The organism is Flavobacteriales bacterium, assembly GCA_016124845.1.
Classification (GTDB): Bacteria; Bacteroidota; Bacteroidia; order UBA10329; family UBA10329; genus UBA10329.
In genome coordinates this window covers 1-17,192 of record WGMW01000031.1, presented here as the reverse complement: position 1 = coordinate 17,192, position 17,192 = coordinate 1, and the positions used below count along the sequence as shown (strand labels likewise).

The window sequence follows — 17,192 nt, the reverse complement described above, 5'->3', positions numbered from 1 at the left end:
TGACATTTTTTAGTCAGCTTTTTTCAGGACGAGACAGCTGAAAAAAAAAGCCCCGCTCAATTTGAGCGGGGCTTCTTGTCTCATTCAGACTTTCTTCTTACTGAATGATGAAATCAACTCGTCTGTTCACATTCAGCGCCTCATCGCTAACTGAAAGCGGATTGTCTTCGCCATCACTTGCTATTGAGAAGCGACCTGCATCAATTCCGTAGATCTTCACCAAGTGGTCAACGGCTGCTTGAGCTCGTTTTTCGCCAAGAGATTGGTTGTAATCTTCTGTGCCTGTCTTATCGCAGCTACCAACAACTTTGATTTTGATTGACTTGTCAGCCTTCATTAACTGAGCAACTTCTGCCAATCGATCATAACTTGACCAGTAATCGATTCTTGCGCTGTTGACCTTGAAGTAGATTGATGGAAGACCACCTGATACGCTTACATTGGTTTCGCCACCTGCATTTTCAAGGGTAATTGTCTTTCCTTGGAAATTGACCAAAGCGCCAGCTTCTGTGTTCGGCTCAATGTCTTGGCTGTCTGCAACGCCATCGTTGTCAGAGTCAAGTTCTTTTCCGTTCTCATCAACACGGGCACCTTTGCTTGTGAATGGGTCGGCATCCAAGTAATCTGGAACACCGTCACCATCTGTATCCAATGCACGGCCGCTTCCGTCTACAGCAACATCGGCAGGCGTATTCTCTTCTTTGTCGAAGATGTCAGAAACACCGTCACCGTCAGCATCTTTAGCAAGGCCATCAACATTCGCTTGAAGGTCTGCCATGTTCTGATTCAACGCTTGGAATGGGTTTACCCACTCTTTAGAATGTGTTTGCTTACCAAATTTGATTGCCACAAATGCGTTAAAATAACCATATCCGTCACTCCCGCGTTTCCCGCCAACTGTAGCGTCAAGCTTGTCGCCTGCAGGTGAGAATCGTTGTGTGTATTCAAGCCCAAGGTCGAACCTTCTCGAGAGTCTGAACTTAACACCGAGGCCAGCAGGAATAACCAGTTCGGTAGTGAATTTATCGGCTTCTTTTTTACCGCTGGGGTTACTGGAGTTACCAACTATTTCACCTGCATTAGGACCATTCAGTCTGTATTTATTTGATTTGAACGAAGTAAATCCGATTCCGCCAATTACGTAGGCCGTGAAAAATCTATCTTTTGTTCTGTCAGAATACATAAGGTTAACGAAGTTGACCGTTGTGTTCAGCGTGTAATCAATGAACATCGACTTGAAATACACATTCTGATTAACAGCATTTGCATTTCCGATTGTTCGCTTCGAACCACCCAATGTTCCGACCAAAAGATTAGCTCTGAACCCGATCACGGAATTCAATTGGTAGTCTACAAAGAGACCACCACCACCATTGTTAACGTCATGTTTGGCCTGCGTGTAACCAAAATCGTACTGACGCAGGTCTCCATAAAACTGGGTCCATCCGCCATGCAGACCTACGGTGAAGTAGTTGAATTTTCTCTTGGAAGAAGTAGTGGAAGAGGACGTTTTCCCATCTCCATTCCCGTCTCCTGCCAGACAAACTCCGGTAAATAAAATTGATAGAACAACTGAAAGTAAACCCTTTCTCATGTTTGGTTGTATTTGGTTGTTTTGTTTTCTAAGACTATAAAATTACGTCAATGCTTCGACATCAACTCGCTGCAAATTTAACCAATGTTATCAATTACCAAAGCTGCACATTTTTTTTGAAGCGGGCTTACGAGGAGGTTATCAACAGGTTTCAACAATGGTGATTCCGTACTCATAGGTGGTTTCTATCCGCTTAAAAACCTGGTTGAGGTGTTCGCTCGATTCCACAAAATCGATCTCATCTGTGTTCAAAATCACGATTCGTGTTCCGGTTTGCTGCCTGAAAAACTCGAGGTAACCGTTGTTTATCTGCTCCAAATAATTCTGACCGATCTCCTGTTCGTAAGCACGGCCGCGCTTTTTTATCTGCCGCAATGATTTTTGCGGATTGCAGTAAAGAAACACCAGAAGGTCGGGTTTTGGAAGCCTTCCATGGATGATGTGAAACAGATTCTGATAAAGCTCAAACTCATCGGGGTCGAGGTTGATGCGGGCGAAAACCAACGATTTGGCGAATGAATAGTCGCACACGATTCCTGGTCTGAACAGGTCTGTTTTATTGAGCTCATCCCGTTTTTGGTGGTAGCGCTCCGCCAAAAAGCTCAGCTCCAAAGCAAATCCATGTTGCTTCGGGTTCTCGTAGAATTTGGGCAGGAACGGATTGTCTTTGAACTCTTCCAGCATCAACCGCGAACCCCAACGCTCGGCCAGCAGCTTGGAAAGTGTGGTCTTGCCTGAACCGATGTTGCCTTCGATCACCACGTACTCATACTCCTTCGGACGGCTCATGGATTGGATTTAACGTCCTTGAATTGCGATGTGCCGACTTCCGTCAGAAGTTGATGATACGTTTTGTGTAGAAGTGGATGCGTCCAACCTGGAACGAGTTGACATAGCGGTTGGAGCGCAAATGCGCGTTCGTGCAGCAATCTGTGGGGAATGGTCAATGAATCTGAATGATGGATCAGTTCCTCGGCACACAGAATATCGATGTCTATTGTGCGTGACGTCCATCGGTCACAGGTGCGTTTACGCCCCAATTGCAGTTCGATCCCTAAAATTCTGGAAAGCACTTCCTCTGGTTTTTTGTCACTTTCCACAAGAAGGGCCTGATTCAGAAATGTGGTGTCTGACTCAAATCCCCACGGTTCGGTTTCAAGTATGTCAGATCGGTCAAGAATCACCCCAATACGCTCAGAAATAAGTTCAGATGCCTGTTCAAGGACCGATTTACGATCTCCCAGATCGGAGCCCGTCAAAAGCACGTATTTTCTAATTCCATCAGACATCGGGCGCAAATATAGCCCATGCTTCAAAGGAGCGGTATGAGTTCTCTTAACATTTGATAACAGGCACGGCATACACCTTATAATAGCGTTGCTACCTTTGCGGCCTAATTCAAACTATCAACCGATGAAACAATTCTTCAAGTTCATGTTTGCCAGCGCCTTTGGTTTGGTGCTTGGCATTTTCCTGCTTTTCGGGATTTTTGCAGGTATCGGAGCTTCTATGAGCGATAAACAGACCGTAGAAGTGAAGGACAAATCCGTACTTCACATCAAATTCGATCAAGAGGTAAAAGAGCGCGGCTCCGAAAATCCTTTTGGAAATCTGGACATTGGGCCGTTTGCCGAAAAGGGATCGATCGGCCTCAACGACATTATTGCCAGTCTGGAAAATGCGGCAAAAGATGAAAAGATCAAGGGCATTTACCTTGATGTAACGAGTATTCCTGCCGGAATGGCAACGATTGAAGAGATCCGAAATGCTCTTCTCAAGTTCAAGGAAAGTGGAAAATGGATCGTTGCCTACAGCGAGATCTACACGCAGAAAGCATACTACGTAGCTTCTGTTGCTGACGAGATCTGGCTCAATCCGCAAGGAATGGTGGAGTGGAGAGGTCTTGGGTCGCAGATGATGTTCCTGAAGGGTCTTTTCGAGAAATTGGAAGTGGAGCCACAGATCATTCGTTACGGAAAGTTCAAAAGTGCTGTTGAGCCATTGATGCTGGACAAGATGAGCGAGGCCAACCGCATGCAGACCATGACCTACATGTCTGATCTGTGGAACAAGATGGTGAACGGCATTGCCGAAGGAAGAGGTAAGTCTGCTGCTGAGTTGGATAAGATGGCGCAGGATGCCACCATCCAAAACGCGAAAGATGCCAAGGAGAACGGTTTGGTAGATGAGCTTCTTTTCAAAGATGAAGTGCTTGCCAACCTTCGTACACGACTTGAGTTGGAGAAAGAAGACGATAAGATCAACTTTATCGGATTGGGCAAATACAAAGATGCTCCTAAGGTGAAAGGAGACGATGAAAAAGCTTCGCACAAGGAAAAGATCGCAGTTGTCTATGCGGTAGGAAGCATCGAAGGTGGTCAGGGAAATGATGAGACCATCGGGTCTGAAAAGATATCCGAAGAGATCCGCAAGGCAAGAAAAGACGACAAGATCAAAGCAATTGTACTTCGCGTGAACAGCCCTGGAGGAAGCGCCTTGGCTTCGGACGTCATTTGGAGAGAAGTGGTTCTCGCCAAAGCGGAAAAGCCTGTTGTTGTTTCCATGGGCGATGTGGCTGCTTCGGGTGGTTACTACATCTCTTGCGCAGCCGACAGTATTGTGGCACAGCCGAACACCATTACAGGTTCTATCGGTGTTTTCGGTGTGCTCATGAACGCGCAGAAATTCATCAACAACAAGTTGGGAATTACCGTTGATACGGTGAAAACCAACCGCTTTGCCGACCTCGGAACGCCATTGCGTCCGCTAACGCCAGTTGAGCGTGATATCGTTCAGAACGGTGTGAACGAGATCTACTTCGAGTTCATCTCAAAAGTGGCCGAAGGTCGCGGTATGACCACTGATCAGGTGGATAGCATCGGTCAAGGGCGAGTTTGGAGTGGGGAAGATGCGCTTCAGATCGGATTGGTTGATAAACTTGGTGGAATTGAAGATGCCATTGCCATTGCTGCGCGCATGGCGGAGCTGGAGAACTATCGTGTAGTGGAATATCCTGCCAAGAAAGACCCAATGCAAAAGATGATTGAAGATTTTACGGGAAAAGGCGAGGAAGCGCTTTTGCAGCATCGTCTCGGTCATTACTACGAGTACGTAAAAGATGTGGAAGACCTGATGAAAATGGAAGGTGTGCAAGCACGACTTCCTTATCAGATATACATCGATTGAGAATGATAGACCTTCAAGGTTTTCAAAACCTTGAAGGTCTCTGAAAGAACCGAAGGCCCGATCAGCTTGCTGATCGGGCCTTCGCATTTTTAAATCCAGCGGTTTTTCAAGACCTGCGAGGTCTTTGGTCGCTACTTGACAATCGTGAATTTCTCGGTGATCGCGGCATCTTTATTCCTGAATTCTGCAACGTAAATGCCTGGTCGGAAGCCCGAAAGCATCACCGAATTGCTGGTCACTTTTTGGCGGATAACGACTCTTCCGCTTGCATCCATTATTCGCAGATTCCAAGAACCCGGTTCACTCAGTTTAAATGTCACGTCACCTTTGGATGGATTCGGATAGACCGTAACACTTGCTTTCGGTGACTGATTCTCTTCAATGCCAACCGTCAGGCATGGATTGTTCTGAAGGGCCGCATACGCATCAACCCGCTTCCCGATCTTTCCCGCGTAGGTAGAATTGGTTCCAACGCTTTCAATATCCACCGCAGTGCTGATCAAAAGGTCCATGGTTTCTAACGCAGTAAGGCACGGATAGGCCGAACGGATCATGGCAACCACACCTGTAACGATCGGTGAGGCAATGGACGTTCCGCCCGTAGTCTGATAAACTTCCGTGCTCCCCGAAGCTCCGACCGTTGCCGTGGCCATCACATCAAATCCTTGTGCACACACATCCACACTATCGCTGCGCGTGAAAGGGGCATTCACTCCGTTGTCAAATTCATCAGAATTGTGAACGCCTGTAACGCTCACAGCACGGTAGAACGAAGCAGGATAACGGAACTCTTCTGCATTTGTGTTTCCTGAAGCGGCCACCACTACCGCATCCTTATTAATAGTGGCGTAGTTCACCACGTCCTGCCCGTCATTGCTGTAGGTCAGCGTTCCCCACGAGCAGTTGATCACCTTGCAATCGCGGTCAGCGCAATAAGTGATGGCATCGTGGCCATCTGCCGTAACAATGGTTGTATTACCGTTGGTGGCATCATTGGCAATTTTCACGGGCAGGTATTTGCACTTGAAACCCGCGCCCGACATGCCCACACCATTATCGGTGGTGGCAGCGGCCACTGCCAAAACACCCGTTCCGTGCCAATCGTTGGTGGAGAAAACGCCATTGTCGTTGCCCCAAATATCCCAACCCTTGTAGTTGTCGATGTAGCCGTCATTGTCGTCATCTGTTCCGTTTATCGGATCAGCGTAGTTGTATTTCAGGTTGCCCTGAAGGTCTTCGTGCAGCAGATCGAAACTCGTGTCCGTTATTCCCATCACCACGTTCGTATCACCTTGGGTCGTGTCCCAAGCGGCATAAAGATTGGCGTGCAGCAGATGGTCGAACGAACCTATTTGCGGGTCGTTCGGCATGTAGAACGATTGCGAATACGTGGTCGGTTCCACCCATTCGAAAACACCCGTTTCTTCCAGTTTTTTAATGATGGCGGTAAGATCCGAACCTTCTTCCAGTTCAATGCGGTAGGTCCTCGTCAGGTCGATGAACGCATTTCCTGCATTATCTGTCTGTTGCGGTCTTGGTTTTTCCGCATGCGGATATTTCCGTATCACCTCCGTGATGGGCAATCCTGCAAGTGATGCGTGTTCTTTCAGTTCAGCAGAGAACGTGCTGGCATCAGTGTCCTTCACCTTTGCAATGATGAGGTCAGGAACCACATTTTCCTGTGCGAAAAGAGAAAAGGGAAGAAGGAGCAGTAGAAAAATGGAAATGTGTTTCATCGCGTTTCAAAAAATCATGAAGAACATGTATCGGTCACAGATTCACTGGTTTTCACAGATTCGCACAGAAAGAACTTATCCGAGAAATCTGCGTCCATCTGTGAATCTGTGGCGTTAACATGTCCTGAACTGCAAGTTAGTCAAATCAGCCTTGCGCGTATTTCGGAATCTCATCCAAAAACTGGAACTCATTTTCATCGGTCACGTGGCAGCAGTAGTGTTCCAATCCGTTGCTTATCAGCAGCAGCGCAGCATCAATATGCCGATTGTACCTGCCCAACTGAAAGAAAGTTTCCTTCCCAAGTGTTTCGGTCGGAGCTTTGCATTCCACCAGCAGTTGCGGTTTTCCCTGCGGGTTGCAGATGATCAGGTCGGCCCGCTTGGTGCGGTGACCGCCTTTCACTTCGCGCTCAATCTTCATCAACGAAAGTGGGTAGCCAAGATCTTTGTTCAAGAAGGCGATTAAATGTTGCCTTACCCATTCTTCGGGCGTCAGCACCAGAAACTTCTTCCGCACCTGACAGAAAACGAAATGCTTGCCGTTCTCCTGTTTCAGGCGTTGGGCATGCATCGGTAGATTCAGTTTGGGCAGCATTGGTCGAATATAATCACCTAAATCGTGCACAAGCGTATTTCCGATCTAATTAAGCGTACATTGCGGCTTCACATAACTATATATTAATGAGTAACGGTACAGTAAAATTTTTCAATGAGACCAAAGGATTTGGATTCATTACTCCTGATGAAGGAGGCAAAGACGTCTTCGTTCACACAAGTGGATTGAAGGACGAGGTCAGAGAAGGTGACAAGGTGACCTACGATGTAGAGCAAACACCTAAAGGCCAAAGTGCATCGAATGTGAAAGTGGTTTAATCCATCCGACATATCTATGAAATGAAAGGCCCCTCGCAGCAATGTGAGGGGCCTTTTACTTTTAATGCTGCACCACCAGCCGTTCTGTATGCCGTACGCCACGTTCGTTGACCAGCGAAACCGAATACACTCCGTTCGGCCACGCACTTGCATCGATCTCAATAGTGGAAGTTTGTGGGTTGAGGTTTTCCACCGTGCGGCCAAGCATATCGTAAACGGTCACCGACAAATCCTTCGCACCGTTCCAATTTGAAAGCTGCATCTGAAAAACACCGTTGGTCGGATTGGGGTAGATGGAGAATTCGGGGCGTTGGTTTTCTTCGATGCCTACCATGGCGTATTCTCCGAAGACGCACTCATCGAATTTCAAATATGTATAGTGGGTTGATTTGTTTGGACCATCGCCAAGCATTTCATAATACCAGTTTTCTTCATCGCTCCACCAACCATATTTCGGAACAAAGGTTTGGTTTCGTAAGTACGGAAAGTGGTACGGATGTTCCACAACAAAACAACTGTCTTCCACATTATTGGAATCCCAATTGACTATTGGATTGCAGGAGCAGATATCTACAAAAGCAAATTGACAAATGTTGTCTGGGTTGGAGGGCGAATAGGAGTAGGCGGCATTCTTTTCGCGAGGCATCAGATTCCTGTTTTCGAATTGAATGAGCGTTTCATAATTCCCCGTCACCGGAGTGTAGGTTCGGGTTATCTGATTGGAAGTTACCGAAGAGGCTGTTTCGATTAATGGTGGACCACAATCATTGCCGTAATCCGTTGTCATGGAGTTCAGACTTTGGTGATTTGTGATGCATTCAACTTGGATAGAACCATTTTGGTCTGGAGTGCTCACAGATGTGATCAACTCGGAGGTTTTCGTTGTTTCCACATGGTAGCAATTGTTGCCAGGAGGGTTGTGGTCGTACCTCCAAATTTTGAAGAACCCATCGCCCTCATGTGGGACTCCTCGTATTGTACCATTCCCAACTATGTATCCGGGGGCATAAACGTTTATCGAATTTGGGTCAACTTGGCGAATTGCATTTGTGTCGAATGGGAATTTCAAGAAATCAACCATTTTTCTGAAACCGTGGTCCTTGAATAATTCTATGGTGATGAAATTTATCGGGTCAGGTACTATTTCTCCGAGAGATATATGCTTGAAAGAAATTGTCTTCACAGAATCCGTTACCCAATCATCCTCAATGATCTGAATCGATTCCACCGTCCCGATCAATGAGTCTCCGTTTGGATATTGGTATGCCAACCAATTTTGATTTGGAAGTAGGCTATGGTCAATTTTCACGCTGTCTCCCAATTCATTCGAAAACCACGCTTGTCCACTTTGCAGTATTCCTGTTACGGCTCCATTCCAATTAGGTGCATTCCAATAAACGCATGAGTATTCTGGTAGTGGGTTTTCTAATGATGTGTCGCGGACAATGGGATAATTGTAATAGAGTGTGTCCTGACCCGATACTGAAATGGAATCAATCCGAGTTCCCCACATGTTTGCACTGGCCATCCAGTTGTAGGCACTTCTCTGATAAAACACCTGCAACGAGTGGCTGTTGATGGGCTGGTAGTTCTGAGCGGATGAATCTGATGTGCTCAGTACCATGAGTAAAGGGAGAAGCGTAAATGTCTTTTTCATGAGTTTGGAAGTTAATGCTGCACCACCAGCCGTTCTGAATACTGTGCGCTACGTTCGTTGATCAGCGAAACCGAATAAAACCCATTGGGCCACGCACTTGCATCGATCTCAATAGTGGAAGTTTGTGGGTTGAGGTTTTCCACCATGCGGCCAAGCATATCGTAAACGGTCACAGAAAAATCCTTCGCACCGTTCCAATCTGAGAGCTGCATCTGAAAAACACCGTTGGTAGGATTGGGGTAGATGGAAAATTTGGGTCGTTGGTTTTCTTCGATGCCAACCATGGCGTATTCTCCGCAGACAAAATCTCCGACTTTCAAATAGCTATAGCCTGTGTAAGCTGAGTATTGGGTTGATGCTCCCCAATCCGTTTGCCAACTTGAGCTTCCGTAATCGCCAACATAAGCCATAAATGTTTGGTTGTTTCCACCATTGCATTTGAAAAATATGGGTGCCCACAGGCAAGAATCACCATTATCAGGCTCCCAGCCAATCGGCCCCCAACAATTCGAGGTCGTTACTGTATTCGGACATTCTTCGCTCTCTGACAGATTATAAACATACCCGGTCCATTTTTCTCGAGGCATCATGTTGATGTCATCGTAGTTACGCATCAGGGTTTTGAAGGAGCTGTCAGGGTTTGAAGTATAGATCTCGGAATATGTGACAATCTGAACATCGGAAGTATGAAGTTCATACGTGTATCCGTACGGAGATATGTTGCTTGGAACCTGATCGAAACTATATGACTGAGAGTTTTCTTGCCAATACACTACCACTTGACCTTGCCCGTTGGTCGAAACATCCGTGATTAATCGGGAAGTGCTTGAACCATGATATGCTGGCGATGACACATAGTCTAAACGAGAGTATTCAAAATATCCATCGCCAACATGTGGGGTTGCCCGATATTCGTTTCCAACTCTGTAAGGAACGGAGTTGACATTGATAGAATTGGGGTCTACCTGATAGATGGGTTCGTCATGTACAGGGAATCTTACGAAATCAATCATTCTTCGGAAGCCATGCGACCGATATATCTCCAAGGTTACATGATTCATTGGATCTGTGACGATTCCGTTTGTAGAGTAGCGGATGAATTCAATTGTTTTCACCGAGTCTGAAATCCAAGCATCATCTACCCAAGTTATATCCGTAATCGTAGCTACAAGGCTATCACCGTTAGCAAAGCGATAAGCTTCCCATGAACCCGAAAGTTGTTCGCTGAACCTTATAAGGAGACTGTCACCGAACGAATTGCGGAAATAAGCATTTCCATTCGTGTCTATTCGGGTTTCGTAACCGTTCCAGTTCGGTGCATTCCACCAGGCGCAGGAACCATCATACAGCTCGTATTCTACTATGGTGTCTCTGACAATGGGGTAATTGTAATAGATGGTATCGCCATTCGATGATGTAGAAACCGAATCAATTCGGGTTCCCCACATGTTATAGTCTTCGCCTTGTGCAAAGTTGTTTTCCTGATAAAACACCTGCAACGAGTGGCTGTTGATGGGCTGGTAGTTCTGTGCGGATGAATCCGATGTGCTCAGTACCATGAGCAAAGAGAGAAGCGTAAATGTCTTTTTCATGAGTTTGGAAGTTAATGCTGCATCACCAGCCGTTCTGTATGTTGTGCCCACTTTGGTTGACCAGCGAAATCGAATAAACCCCATTGGGCCACGCGCTTGCATCGATCTCAATAGTGGAAGTTTGCGGGTTGAGGTTTTCCATCCTGCGGCCAAGCATATCATAAACGGTCACAGAAAAATCCTTGGCGGCATTCCAATCTGAAAGCTGCATCTGAAAAACACCGTTGGTCGGATTCGGGTAGATGGAGAATTCGGGTCGTTGGTTTTCTTCAGTTCCGACCACAAGTTGCTCGCCACATTCTAAGTCGCCAACTTTCAGATAAGAGTAGTAAAAGTAATGGTACGCCCACCCAGTACAGTAATAATCATCTTCGCTCCAGAATTTGTAAACAATTCCGATGTATGGAGCAAAATGGTATTCTACTCCTGTACATTCTGCAGGTAGGGAGTGTATGGTGACCAAGGGGTAAGTGCAACTATCATCCGTATTTACAAGATGAGACCAACTAAAGGAATAAGCGGAGCCTCCTTCTCTCGGCATCAAATCCTCGTTGAACTGGGCATTGTATATGGGTACGAAAGTGTCAGGCAAGAGTTCATAAATCAGGTCAATGGTTGATGATTGGAAGGTTGAATTGTATAAAGTGTTCCTCATCACACTCGCTGTGATTTGACCGCTGATGCTATCAGTGGTTACTCCCAAAACCGATTCTGACGATGAACCGTTACTGCCGTAGCATGAGACACCGTAAGACTGGCAGCTTGAGATAGTGTAAAATCCATCTCCTATTGTTGGTTCTGGGCGAATAGTTCCGTTTACCAAATAACCTGGAGAGTATTGATTGATGGTATTCCGGTCAACTCGATGTATTGGAATAGTATCATTGGGAAACTTTACAAAATCCACCATTTTTCGAAACCCGTTTTCTTTGTAAAGTTCAATCGGCATACCCTCCCAAATAAGGTTCCCGCTTGAATATCTTGAAAACGTTATGGTCTTTACGGAGTCGGTTATCCATCCATCATCTTCCCAAGTAACATTTGTTATTTTACCTACTAAAGAGTCTCCGTTGAGGTAGGTATAAGCCAACCATTCCTGATTGAGAGAAAGCAAAGGCTCAATTTTTACGCTATCGTCATTGTGAGTGTAAAACCATGTTGAACCAGATGGTTCGATTCTCGTTTGTTTTCCGCTCCAATTGGGGGCGTCCCACCATATACTGCCGAATTGACCATTCTCGGCAGCTGTATCACGAGCAATGGGATAATTGAAATAGATGGTATCATTGTTCGCGGTGACACTTATGGAGTCAATCCGTGTACCCCACATGTTTGCATCAGTCTGCCCGCTATAGGGAGTGAAATAAGGTGTCTCTTGATAAAACACCTGCAAGGAGTGGCTGTTGATGGGCTGGTAGTTCTGAGCGGATGAATCTGATGTGCTCAGTACCATGAGGAAAGAGAGAAGCGTAAATGTCTTTTTCATGAGTTTGGAAGTTAATGCTGCATCACCAGCCGTTCTGTATGCCGTGCGCCACTTTGGTTGACCAGCGAAATCGAATAAACCCCATTGGGCCACGCACTTGCATCGATCTCAATAGTGGAAGTTTGTGGTTTGAGGCTTTCCACCGTGCGGCCAAGCATATCGTAAACGGTCACAGAGAGATTCTTTGCGGCAGTCCAATCTGAAAGCTGCATCTGAAAAACACCGTTGGTAGGATTGGGGTAGATGGAAAATTTGGGTCGTTGGTTTTCTTCGATGCCAACCATGGCGTATTCTCCGCAGACAAAATCTCCGACTTTCAAATAACTGTAATCGGTGTGAGTAAACAGAGCAGCTGTACAGTAACTATCAACAGAGTATGAAAACGAACCGATATAGCCCAGATATGGCGAGAATATCATTTCTGGCGTGCTTTCACATTCCGGAGGGTAGAAATTCAGACACGGATCTGATATGCTGTCATAATAATAGTAAGCAGGGTCTATTAAGTCACCTCCGGTTCGTATGGTCGGATTACCACAATTTGATTCAACGGAATAGAGGTAAGCGGCTCCATTTTCTCTTGGCATGCAATGCAACCCGTCAGAGTCTTGAATCAGAGGTTTAATGGTGTCTGGTAATTTCTGATAGTGAAGAATTAATGATTGGTTGTAGTTGTGGCTTGAGTTGAATGTGACTGATGGATCGCAGGATATTATATCCCAGCCGGGGGTAATGTGTCCGAGACCCGTTTGTTCTTGATTCTTGATGATTGAAACCAGAAGGTCACCATTGTTCCCATCGGGTTGCACATCATTTACAAGGATAGAAACATCGGTATTTACATAACAAGATCCGGTATGCCAATTGGTTGTTTGAAGGTAGCCATCACCAACACTTGGGAACGGAACGACAACATTGTCAGATTTATATCCGGGAGAATTGGCGTTGATCGAATTCAGGTCAACGCGCATGATGGAATCAGTCTCAAATGGAAATTTCAAAAAGTCCATAGTCTTTCTGAAACCATGGTTCTGATAAACCTGCAAGTTGGCATTATTCAATGGGTCCGAAACCTCAATACCATTAGAAACGCGACTGAACCGGATTGTCTTTACAGAGTCTTCAACCCATCCATCATCGATCCACTCAACTGATATGATCTTTGCCAGTAACGAATCACCGTTATCAAAGGTGTAGGCAAGCCATTCTTCATTCAGCTGCCCTTGGTGATAAATACGGATGCTGTCCTGAGATTGGTTGTAGAACCACGAAGATCCCAATGTGTCAACTTTAGTTTGGATGCCGTTCCAGTTGGGCGCATTCCACCAAATGCAACCAGAACCCGAAGCTGAGGTGTCACGATAGATCCTGTAATTGTAGTAGAGGCTGTCTCCTTGGGTGGTTACCGCCACCGAGTCGATTTTCGTCCCCCACATGTTGCCACCGCTAAAGGAATTTAGTGGAAACGAGTTTTCCTGATAAAACACCTGCAACGAGTGGCTGTTGATGGGCTGGTAATTCTGAGCCAACAAATCTGATGCGGTCAGTACCATGAGCAAAGAGAGAAGCGTAAATGTCTTTTTCATGAGTTTGGAAGTTAATGCTGCATCACCAGCCGTTCTGTATGCTGTGCGCCACTTTGGTTGATCAGCGAAACCGAATACACACCGTTCGGCCACGCACTTGCATCGATCTCAATAGTGGAAGTTTGCGGTTTGAGGCTTTCCATCCTGCGGCCAAGCTTATCACAAACGGTCACCGACAAATCCTTCGCACCGTTCCAATCTGAAAGCTGCATCTGAAAAACACCGTTGGTCGGATTGGGATAAATGGGGAATTCAGCCTTCTCTGAGTTGCCGATGGCGGTATATCCACATTGCAAATCCGGATCATTGATACAGCTGGTGCCTCCAAAATCCTGCATGCCATCAAACGAAACTTCACATGTTGGTGTGACGCTAAAGTTCCAGATTCTGTGACCCATGCAGCCTGAGGGACAATCTTCACAGGCCAGTTCAAACGAATAGTGCCGAATTCCAGCACTGGTGGAGTAGGTCAGCCAGTTTCCATCACCATTGATCTCCCAACCATCCACTTCGGTTATCCCATCGATGTTGAGCAATGCGGAATGGACACCAGAACTGTTCAGGTCGAGAGGGGTAAGAAGAGTTGCGTTATTGAAATAGGGCGAAAAATTGACCACGCTCAGTTGTGTCAGGGAAAGGATGCTGTCAAGTTGTGGAACACCGGTCGGAGTGGTAAGATTCTGCCAGTTATTTGTCCATGCGTACGTGGTATCGACAGACACGGTGAAAAGATTGACCGTGGCTTCTCCACCCAGATATTGATGAATGCAGTACAGGTCGAAAACCGTGTCCCGCTCGGGCATGTTCTGAACATTGTAAATGGCGGCCAGTCCTTCCCAAACCGTGTCCAAATAGGCCAGTGGAACAAAGAGGGAGTCCATCGCTGGAGCATTCGTTGCGATGATCCGATTCATGGCCAAGAACCGCACATCATCATGATATTCGTTTTCCAACCAAGTGGGAATGGAGCAGTCGGAAGGTGTCTGCCCGCTAACGGTCGATATCCAACAAAGCAATAGAAGCGGGAACATCCATTTCATACCTTCGAAGTTAATCATTCTCACAAAGTATTTGAGTTAGATTTTGAAGCAATCCTTTTTCTGACCTCGCATCTTCCGTACCTTCACCACCCCATGAAATCCAAGGAAGAGATCGTACAGAATTGGCTGCCGCGCTACACAGGCGTGGAAGTGGAGAAGTTCGGCAAATACATCCTGCTCACCAACTTCCAGAACTATGTGGAAAAGTTTGCGGAGATGAATGGAGTGGAAGTGGATGGTACGAACAACTCCATGCCATCGGCAACGGCAGGCGACATCACCATCATCAACTTCGGGATGGGCACGGCCAATGCCGCCACCATCATGGATCTGCTCACGGCCGTGGCGCCCAAAGCATGTCTGTTTCTCGGTAAGTGTGGCGGATTGAAAAAGAAGAATGCCTTGGGCGACCTGCTTATTCCCATTGCGGCCATCCGTGGCGAGGGAACTTCCAACGACTACCTGCCGCCAGAAGTGCCTGCGTTGCCTGCGTTCGGATTACAAAAGGCGGTCTCTACCACCATGCGCGATTTCGGTTACGACTACTGGACGGGAACCATTTATACCACCAACCGCAGGGTTTGGGAACACGACAATAAATTCAAACGCAAGCTGCGAAAGGTGCGTGCCATGGGCATCGATATGGAAACGGCCACGCTTTTCATCACGGGTTTTTACAACGAGATTCCTACAGGAGCATTGCTCTTGGTCTCCGATCAGCCGATGATACCTTCGGGCGTGAAAACCGAGGAAAGCGACAAGAAGATCACAGCCGATTTCGTGGACCGCCACGTGAAGATCGGCATCCGATCGTTGGAGCAGTTGATCAACAACGGTCTCACCGTCAAACACCTGAGATTTTAGATGCCTATTCGAAATATTCTGGCTGATTTGAGAGCAGGCAATTACAAGCCTGTTTATTTCCTGCAAGGCGAGGAGCCGTTCTACATCGACCGTATTTCGGATTACATCGCGGAGCATGCACTCACGGAGGATGAGCGCAGTTTTAACCAAACCGTGCTGTATGGTTTGGACACGGATGTGGGCACCATCGTTTCCGAGGCCAAGCGCTTTCCGATGATGGCGCAGCGGCAGGTGGTCATTGTGAAAGAGGCGCAGCGGTTACGTAACCTCATTCCAAGTGGCGATGATGCCAAGAGCGAACTGCTGGCCTACGTGCAGAACCCGCAGCCGACAACCGTGCTTGTTTTCTGCCATAAGTACAAGAAGATAGATGCGCGCAAAAAAGTGGGCAAAGACCTGAAAGCGGCCATCGAGAAGAACGGGGTGTTCTTCACTTCAGAAAAGGTGAAAGATTGGACGCTGCCAACGTGGATCTCTGAACACATACAGGCGCAAGGATATCATATCGATCCGCGCACGGCCACCATTTTGGCCGAATATCTGGGCAACGACCTCGGCAAGATCGACAACGAGTTGGGCAAACTCTTCATCGACCTCGAAAAAGGAGGCTCCATCACCCCCGAACTCATTGAGCGCAACATCGGCATCAGCAAGGATTTCAACGTGTTCGAGTTGCAGAATGCGCTGCTAAGGCGCGATGTGAACAAGGCCAACCGCATCATCATCCATTTCGCAAACAACATAAAGGAGCATCCGTTGCCCATGCTTACGGCCACGCTCTACGGCTACTTCTACAAGATCATGCTGTTGCAATGGTTGCAGCAGAACCAACGCGGAGGCGATGCGGCCCGTGTGCTGCGGGTCAGCCCTTATTTTATAAAGGATTATGAATTGGGTGCGCGTACGTTCTCTGCCAAGAAGCTACGTAGCATTATGGGCTATTTGCGAGATGTGGACCTGAAAAGCAAAGGCATCGGCAACGTAAGCACTGAACCAGGCGACCTGATGAAAGAGCTCGTTTTTAAGATCGTTCACTAAGCCCATTTTCCTACCTGTAAACGTTTGTAAAGTTCAAACTCCCCTCCTTGCAAGGCCTGTCCTGAGCTTGTCGAAGGGAGGGGCTGGGGGAGGTCTTAACGCATCAGCTTCACGCCTCCGCGGTAGAAGTGCGTTTCGCCATATACATCCACAATAGTGAAATCATAGACGTACACACCAATTTCTACCTGCTTGCCTTTGAAGGTGCCGTCCCAATGGTAATCCTTGTCGTTCGATTCGAAGATCAATGAACTGTGTCAATCCGTCAGTCCAGATTCCCATCCTACAACTGTTGGGAGGCAATCCTTTGCTCCGAATTGGCATCCGACAAGCGTTGGGTATTTACCGTTAGCTCTGGATCGACATCTTAAAACGGTAGAAGGCGAGCCCTCTGCCAGTTTATGTATGTATCTACCACTCTTTCCACCCTCTTTTTGGGGCAGCGCATTGCCAAGGATTATTCAGGCGCGGGCGGGTTGGTGCCTTATTTCATCTTGGTCATCATCGACCTTTACTTTCTGGCATAGAATATCCGTAAGG

General features: G+C 46.9%; 14 protein-coding genes. 4 read left to right on the top strand and 10 right to left on the bottom strand.

The features are described from left to right. Window positions 1-97: 97 nt before the first annotated feature. The 3 genes from GC178_12115 to folK all read right to left on the bottom strand — a co-directional run bounded on the left by GC178_12115 (window position 98) and on the right by folK (window position 2,955). Window positions 98-1,594 (bottom strand): OmpA family protein, encoded by a 1,497-nt coding sequence (locus tag GC178_12115; GenBank protein MBI1288310.1) that lies wholly within the window; start codon window positions 1,592-1,594, stop codon window positions 98-100. A gap of 141 nt (window positions 1,595-1,735) precedes the next feature. Next, window positions 1,736-2,383 carry an AAA family ATPase gene (locus tag GC178_12110; protein ID MBI1288309.1) on the bottom strand — a complete coding sequence of 216 codons (648 nt, stop codon included), beginning with the start codon at window positions 2,381-2,383 and terminating at the stop codon, window positions 1,736-1,738. Beyond that, window positions 2,380-2,955 (bottom strand): 2-amino-4-hydroxy-6-hydroxymethyldihydropteridine diphosphokinase, encoded by a 576-nt coding sequence (gene folK / locus GC178_12105; GenBank protein MBI1288308.1) that lies wholly within the window; start codon window positions 2,953-2,955, stop codon window positions 2,380-2,382. Before folK ends, GC178_12110 begins: the two co-directional genes overlap by 4 nt. 52 nt (window positions 2,956-3,007) lie before the next feature. On the opposite strand from folK, the gene sppA reads away from it, so the two are divergent. Then, the gene (sppA, locus tag GC178_12100) at window positions 3,008-4,780 is read left to right on the top strand and encodes a signal peptide peptidase SppA (protein ID MBI1288307.1); all 1,773 of its coding nucleotides are present in this window, start codon (window positions 3,008-3,010) and stop codon (window positions 4,778-4,780) included. A 131-nt stretch (window positions 4,781-4,911) separates the two neighbouring features. On the opposite strand, the gene GC178_12095 is transcribed toward sppA, so the two are convergent. Together GC178_12095 and GC178_12090 are read right to left on the bottom strand one after the other, a co-directional pair. Then, on the bottom strand, window positions 4,912-6,516 hold the full coding sequence (locus GC178_12095; GenBank protein MBI1288306.1) for a S8 family serine peptidase: 1,605 nt from the start codon (window positions 6,514-6,516) through the stop codon (window positions 4,912-4,914). A gap of 145 nt (window positions 6,517-6,661) precedes the next feature. Then, complete coding sequence (locus GC178_12090; GenBank protein ID MBI1288305.1) at window positions 6,662-7,111, bottom strand: restriction endonuclease subunit R; 450 nt, start codon at window positions 7,109-7,111, stop codon at window positions 6,662-6,664. 86 nt (window positions 7,112-7,197) lie between these two features. Between GC178_12090 and GC178_12085 the strand changes: the two genes are divergently transcribed. Beyond that, on the top strand, window positions 7,198-7,389 hold the full coding sequence (locus GC178_12085) for a cold-shock protein (protein MBI1288304.1): 192 nt from the start codon (window positions 7,198-7,200) through the stop codon (window positions 7,387-7,389). A 61-nt stretch (window positions 7,390-7,450) separates the two neighbouring features. On the opposite strand, the gene GC178_12080 is transcribed toward GC178_12085, so the two are convergent. The 5 genes from GC178_12080 to GC178_12060 are packed head-to-tail and all read right to left on the bottom strand — an operon-like array spanning window position 7,451 to window position 14,768. Then, window positions 7,451-9,046: a T9SS type A sorting domain-containing protein gene (locus GC178_12080; GenBank protein ID MBI1288303.1), complete on the bottom strand. Its 1,596-nt coding sequence runs from the start codon at window positions 9,044-9,046 to the stop codon at window positions 7,451-7,453. Between the two features lie 11 nt (window positions 9,047-9,057). Continuing rightward, window positions 9,058-10,800 carry a T9SS type A sorting domain-containing protein gene (locus GC178_12075; GenBank protein MBI1288302.1) on the bottom strand — a complete coding sequence of 581 codons (1,743 nt, stop codon included), beginning with the start codon at window positions 10,798-10,800 and terminating at the stop codon, window positions 9,058-9,060. Further along, on the bottom strand, window positions 10,661-12,124 hold the full coding sequence (locus GC178_12070) for a T9SS type A sorting domain-containing protein (protein MBI1288301.1): 1,464 nt from the start codon (window positions 12,122-12,124) through the stop codon (window positions 10,661-10,663). The genes GC178_12075 and GC178_12070 overlap by 140 nt, the downstream gene beginning before the upstream one ends. 11 nt (window positions 12,125-12,135) lie before the next feature. Continuing rightward, window positions 12,136-13,710 (bottom strand): T9SS type A sorting domain-containing protein, encoded by a 1,575-nt coding sequence (locus GC178_12065; protein ID MBI1288300.1) that lies wholly within the window; start codon window positions 13,708-13,710, stop codon window positions 12,136-12,138. Between the two features lie 11 nt (window positions 13,711-13,721). After that, complete coding sequence (locus GC178_12060) at window positions 13,722-14,768, bottom strand: T9SS type A sorting domain-containing protein (protein ID MBI1288299.1); 1,047 nt, start codon at window positions 14,766-14,768, stop codon at window positions 13,722-13,724. A 75-nt stretch (window positions 14,769-14,843) separates the two neighbouring features. Here GC178_12060 and GC178_12055 point away from each other — a divergent pair, with 75 nt between their 5' ends. Together GC178_12055 and holA are read left to right on the top strand one after the other, a co-directional pair. After that, window positions 14,844-15,614, top strand: coding sequence for an AMP nucleosidase (locus GC178_12055; GenBank protein ID MBI1288298.1), 771 nt, complete (start codon window positions 14,844-14,846; stop codon window positions 15,612-15,614). Next, entirely contained in the window at window positions 15,615-16,652 is a 1,038-nt protein-coding gene (holA, locus tag GC178_12050; protein ID MBI1288297.1) for a DNA polymerase III subunit delta, read from the top strand. It begins immediately after the preceding gene. The last annotated feature ends 540 nt before the right edge of the window (window positions 16,653-17,192 follow it).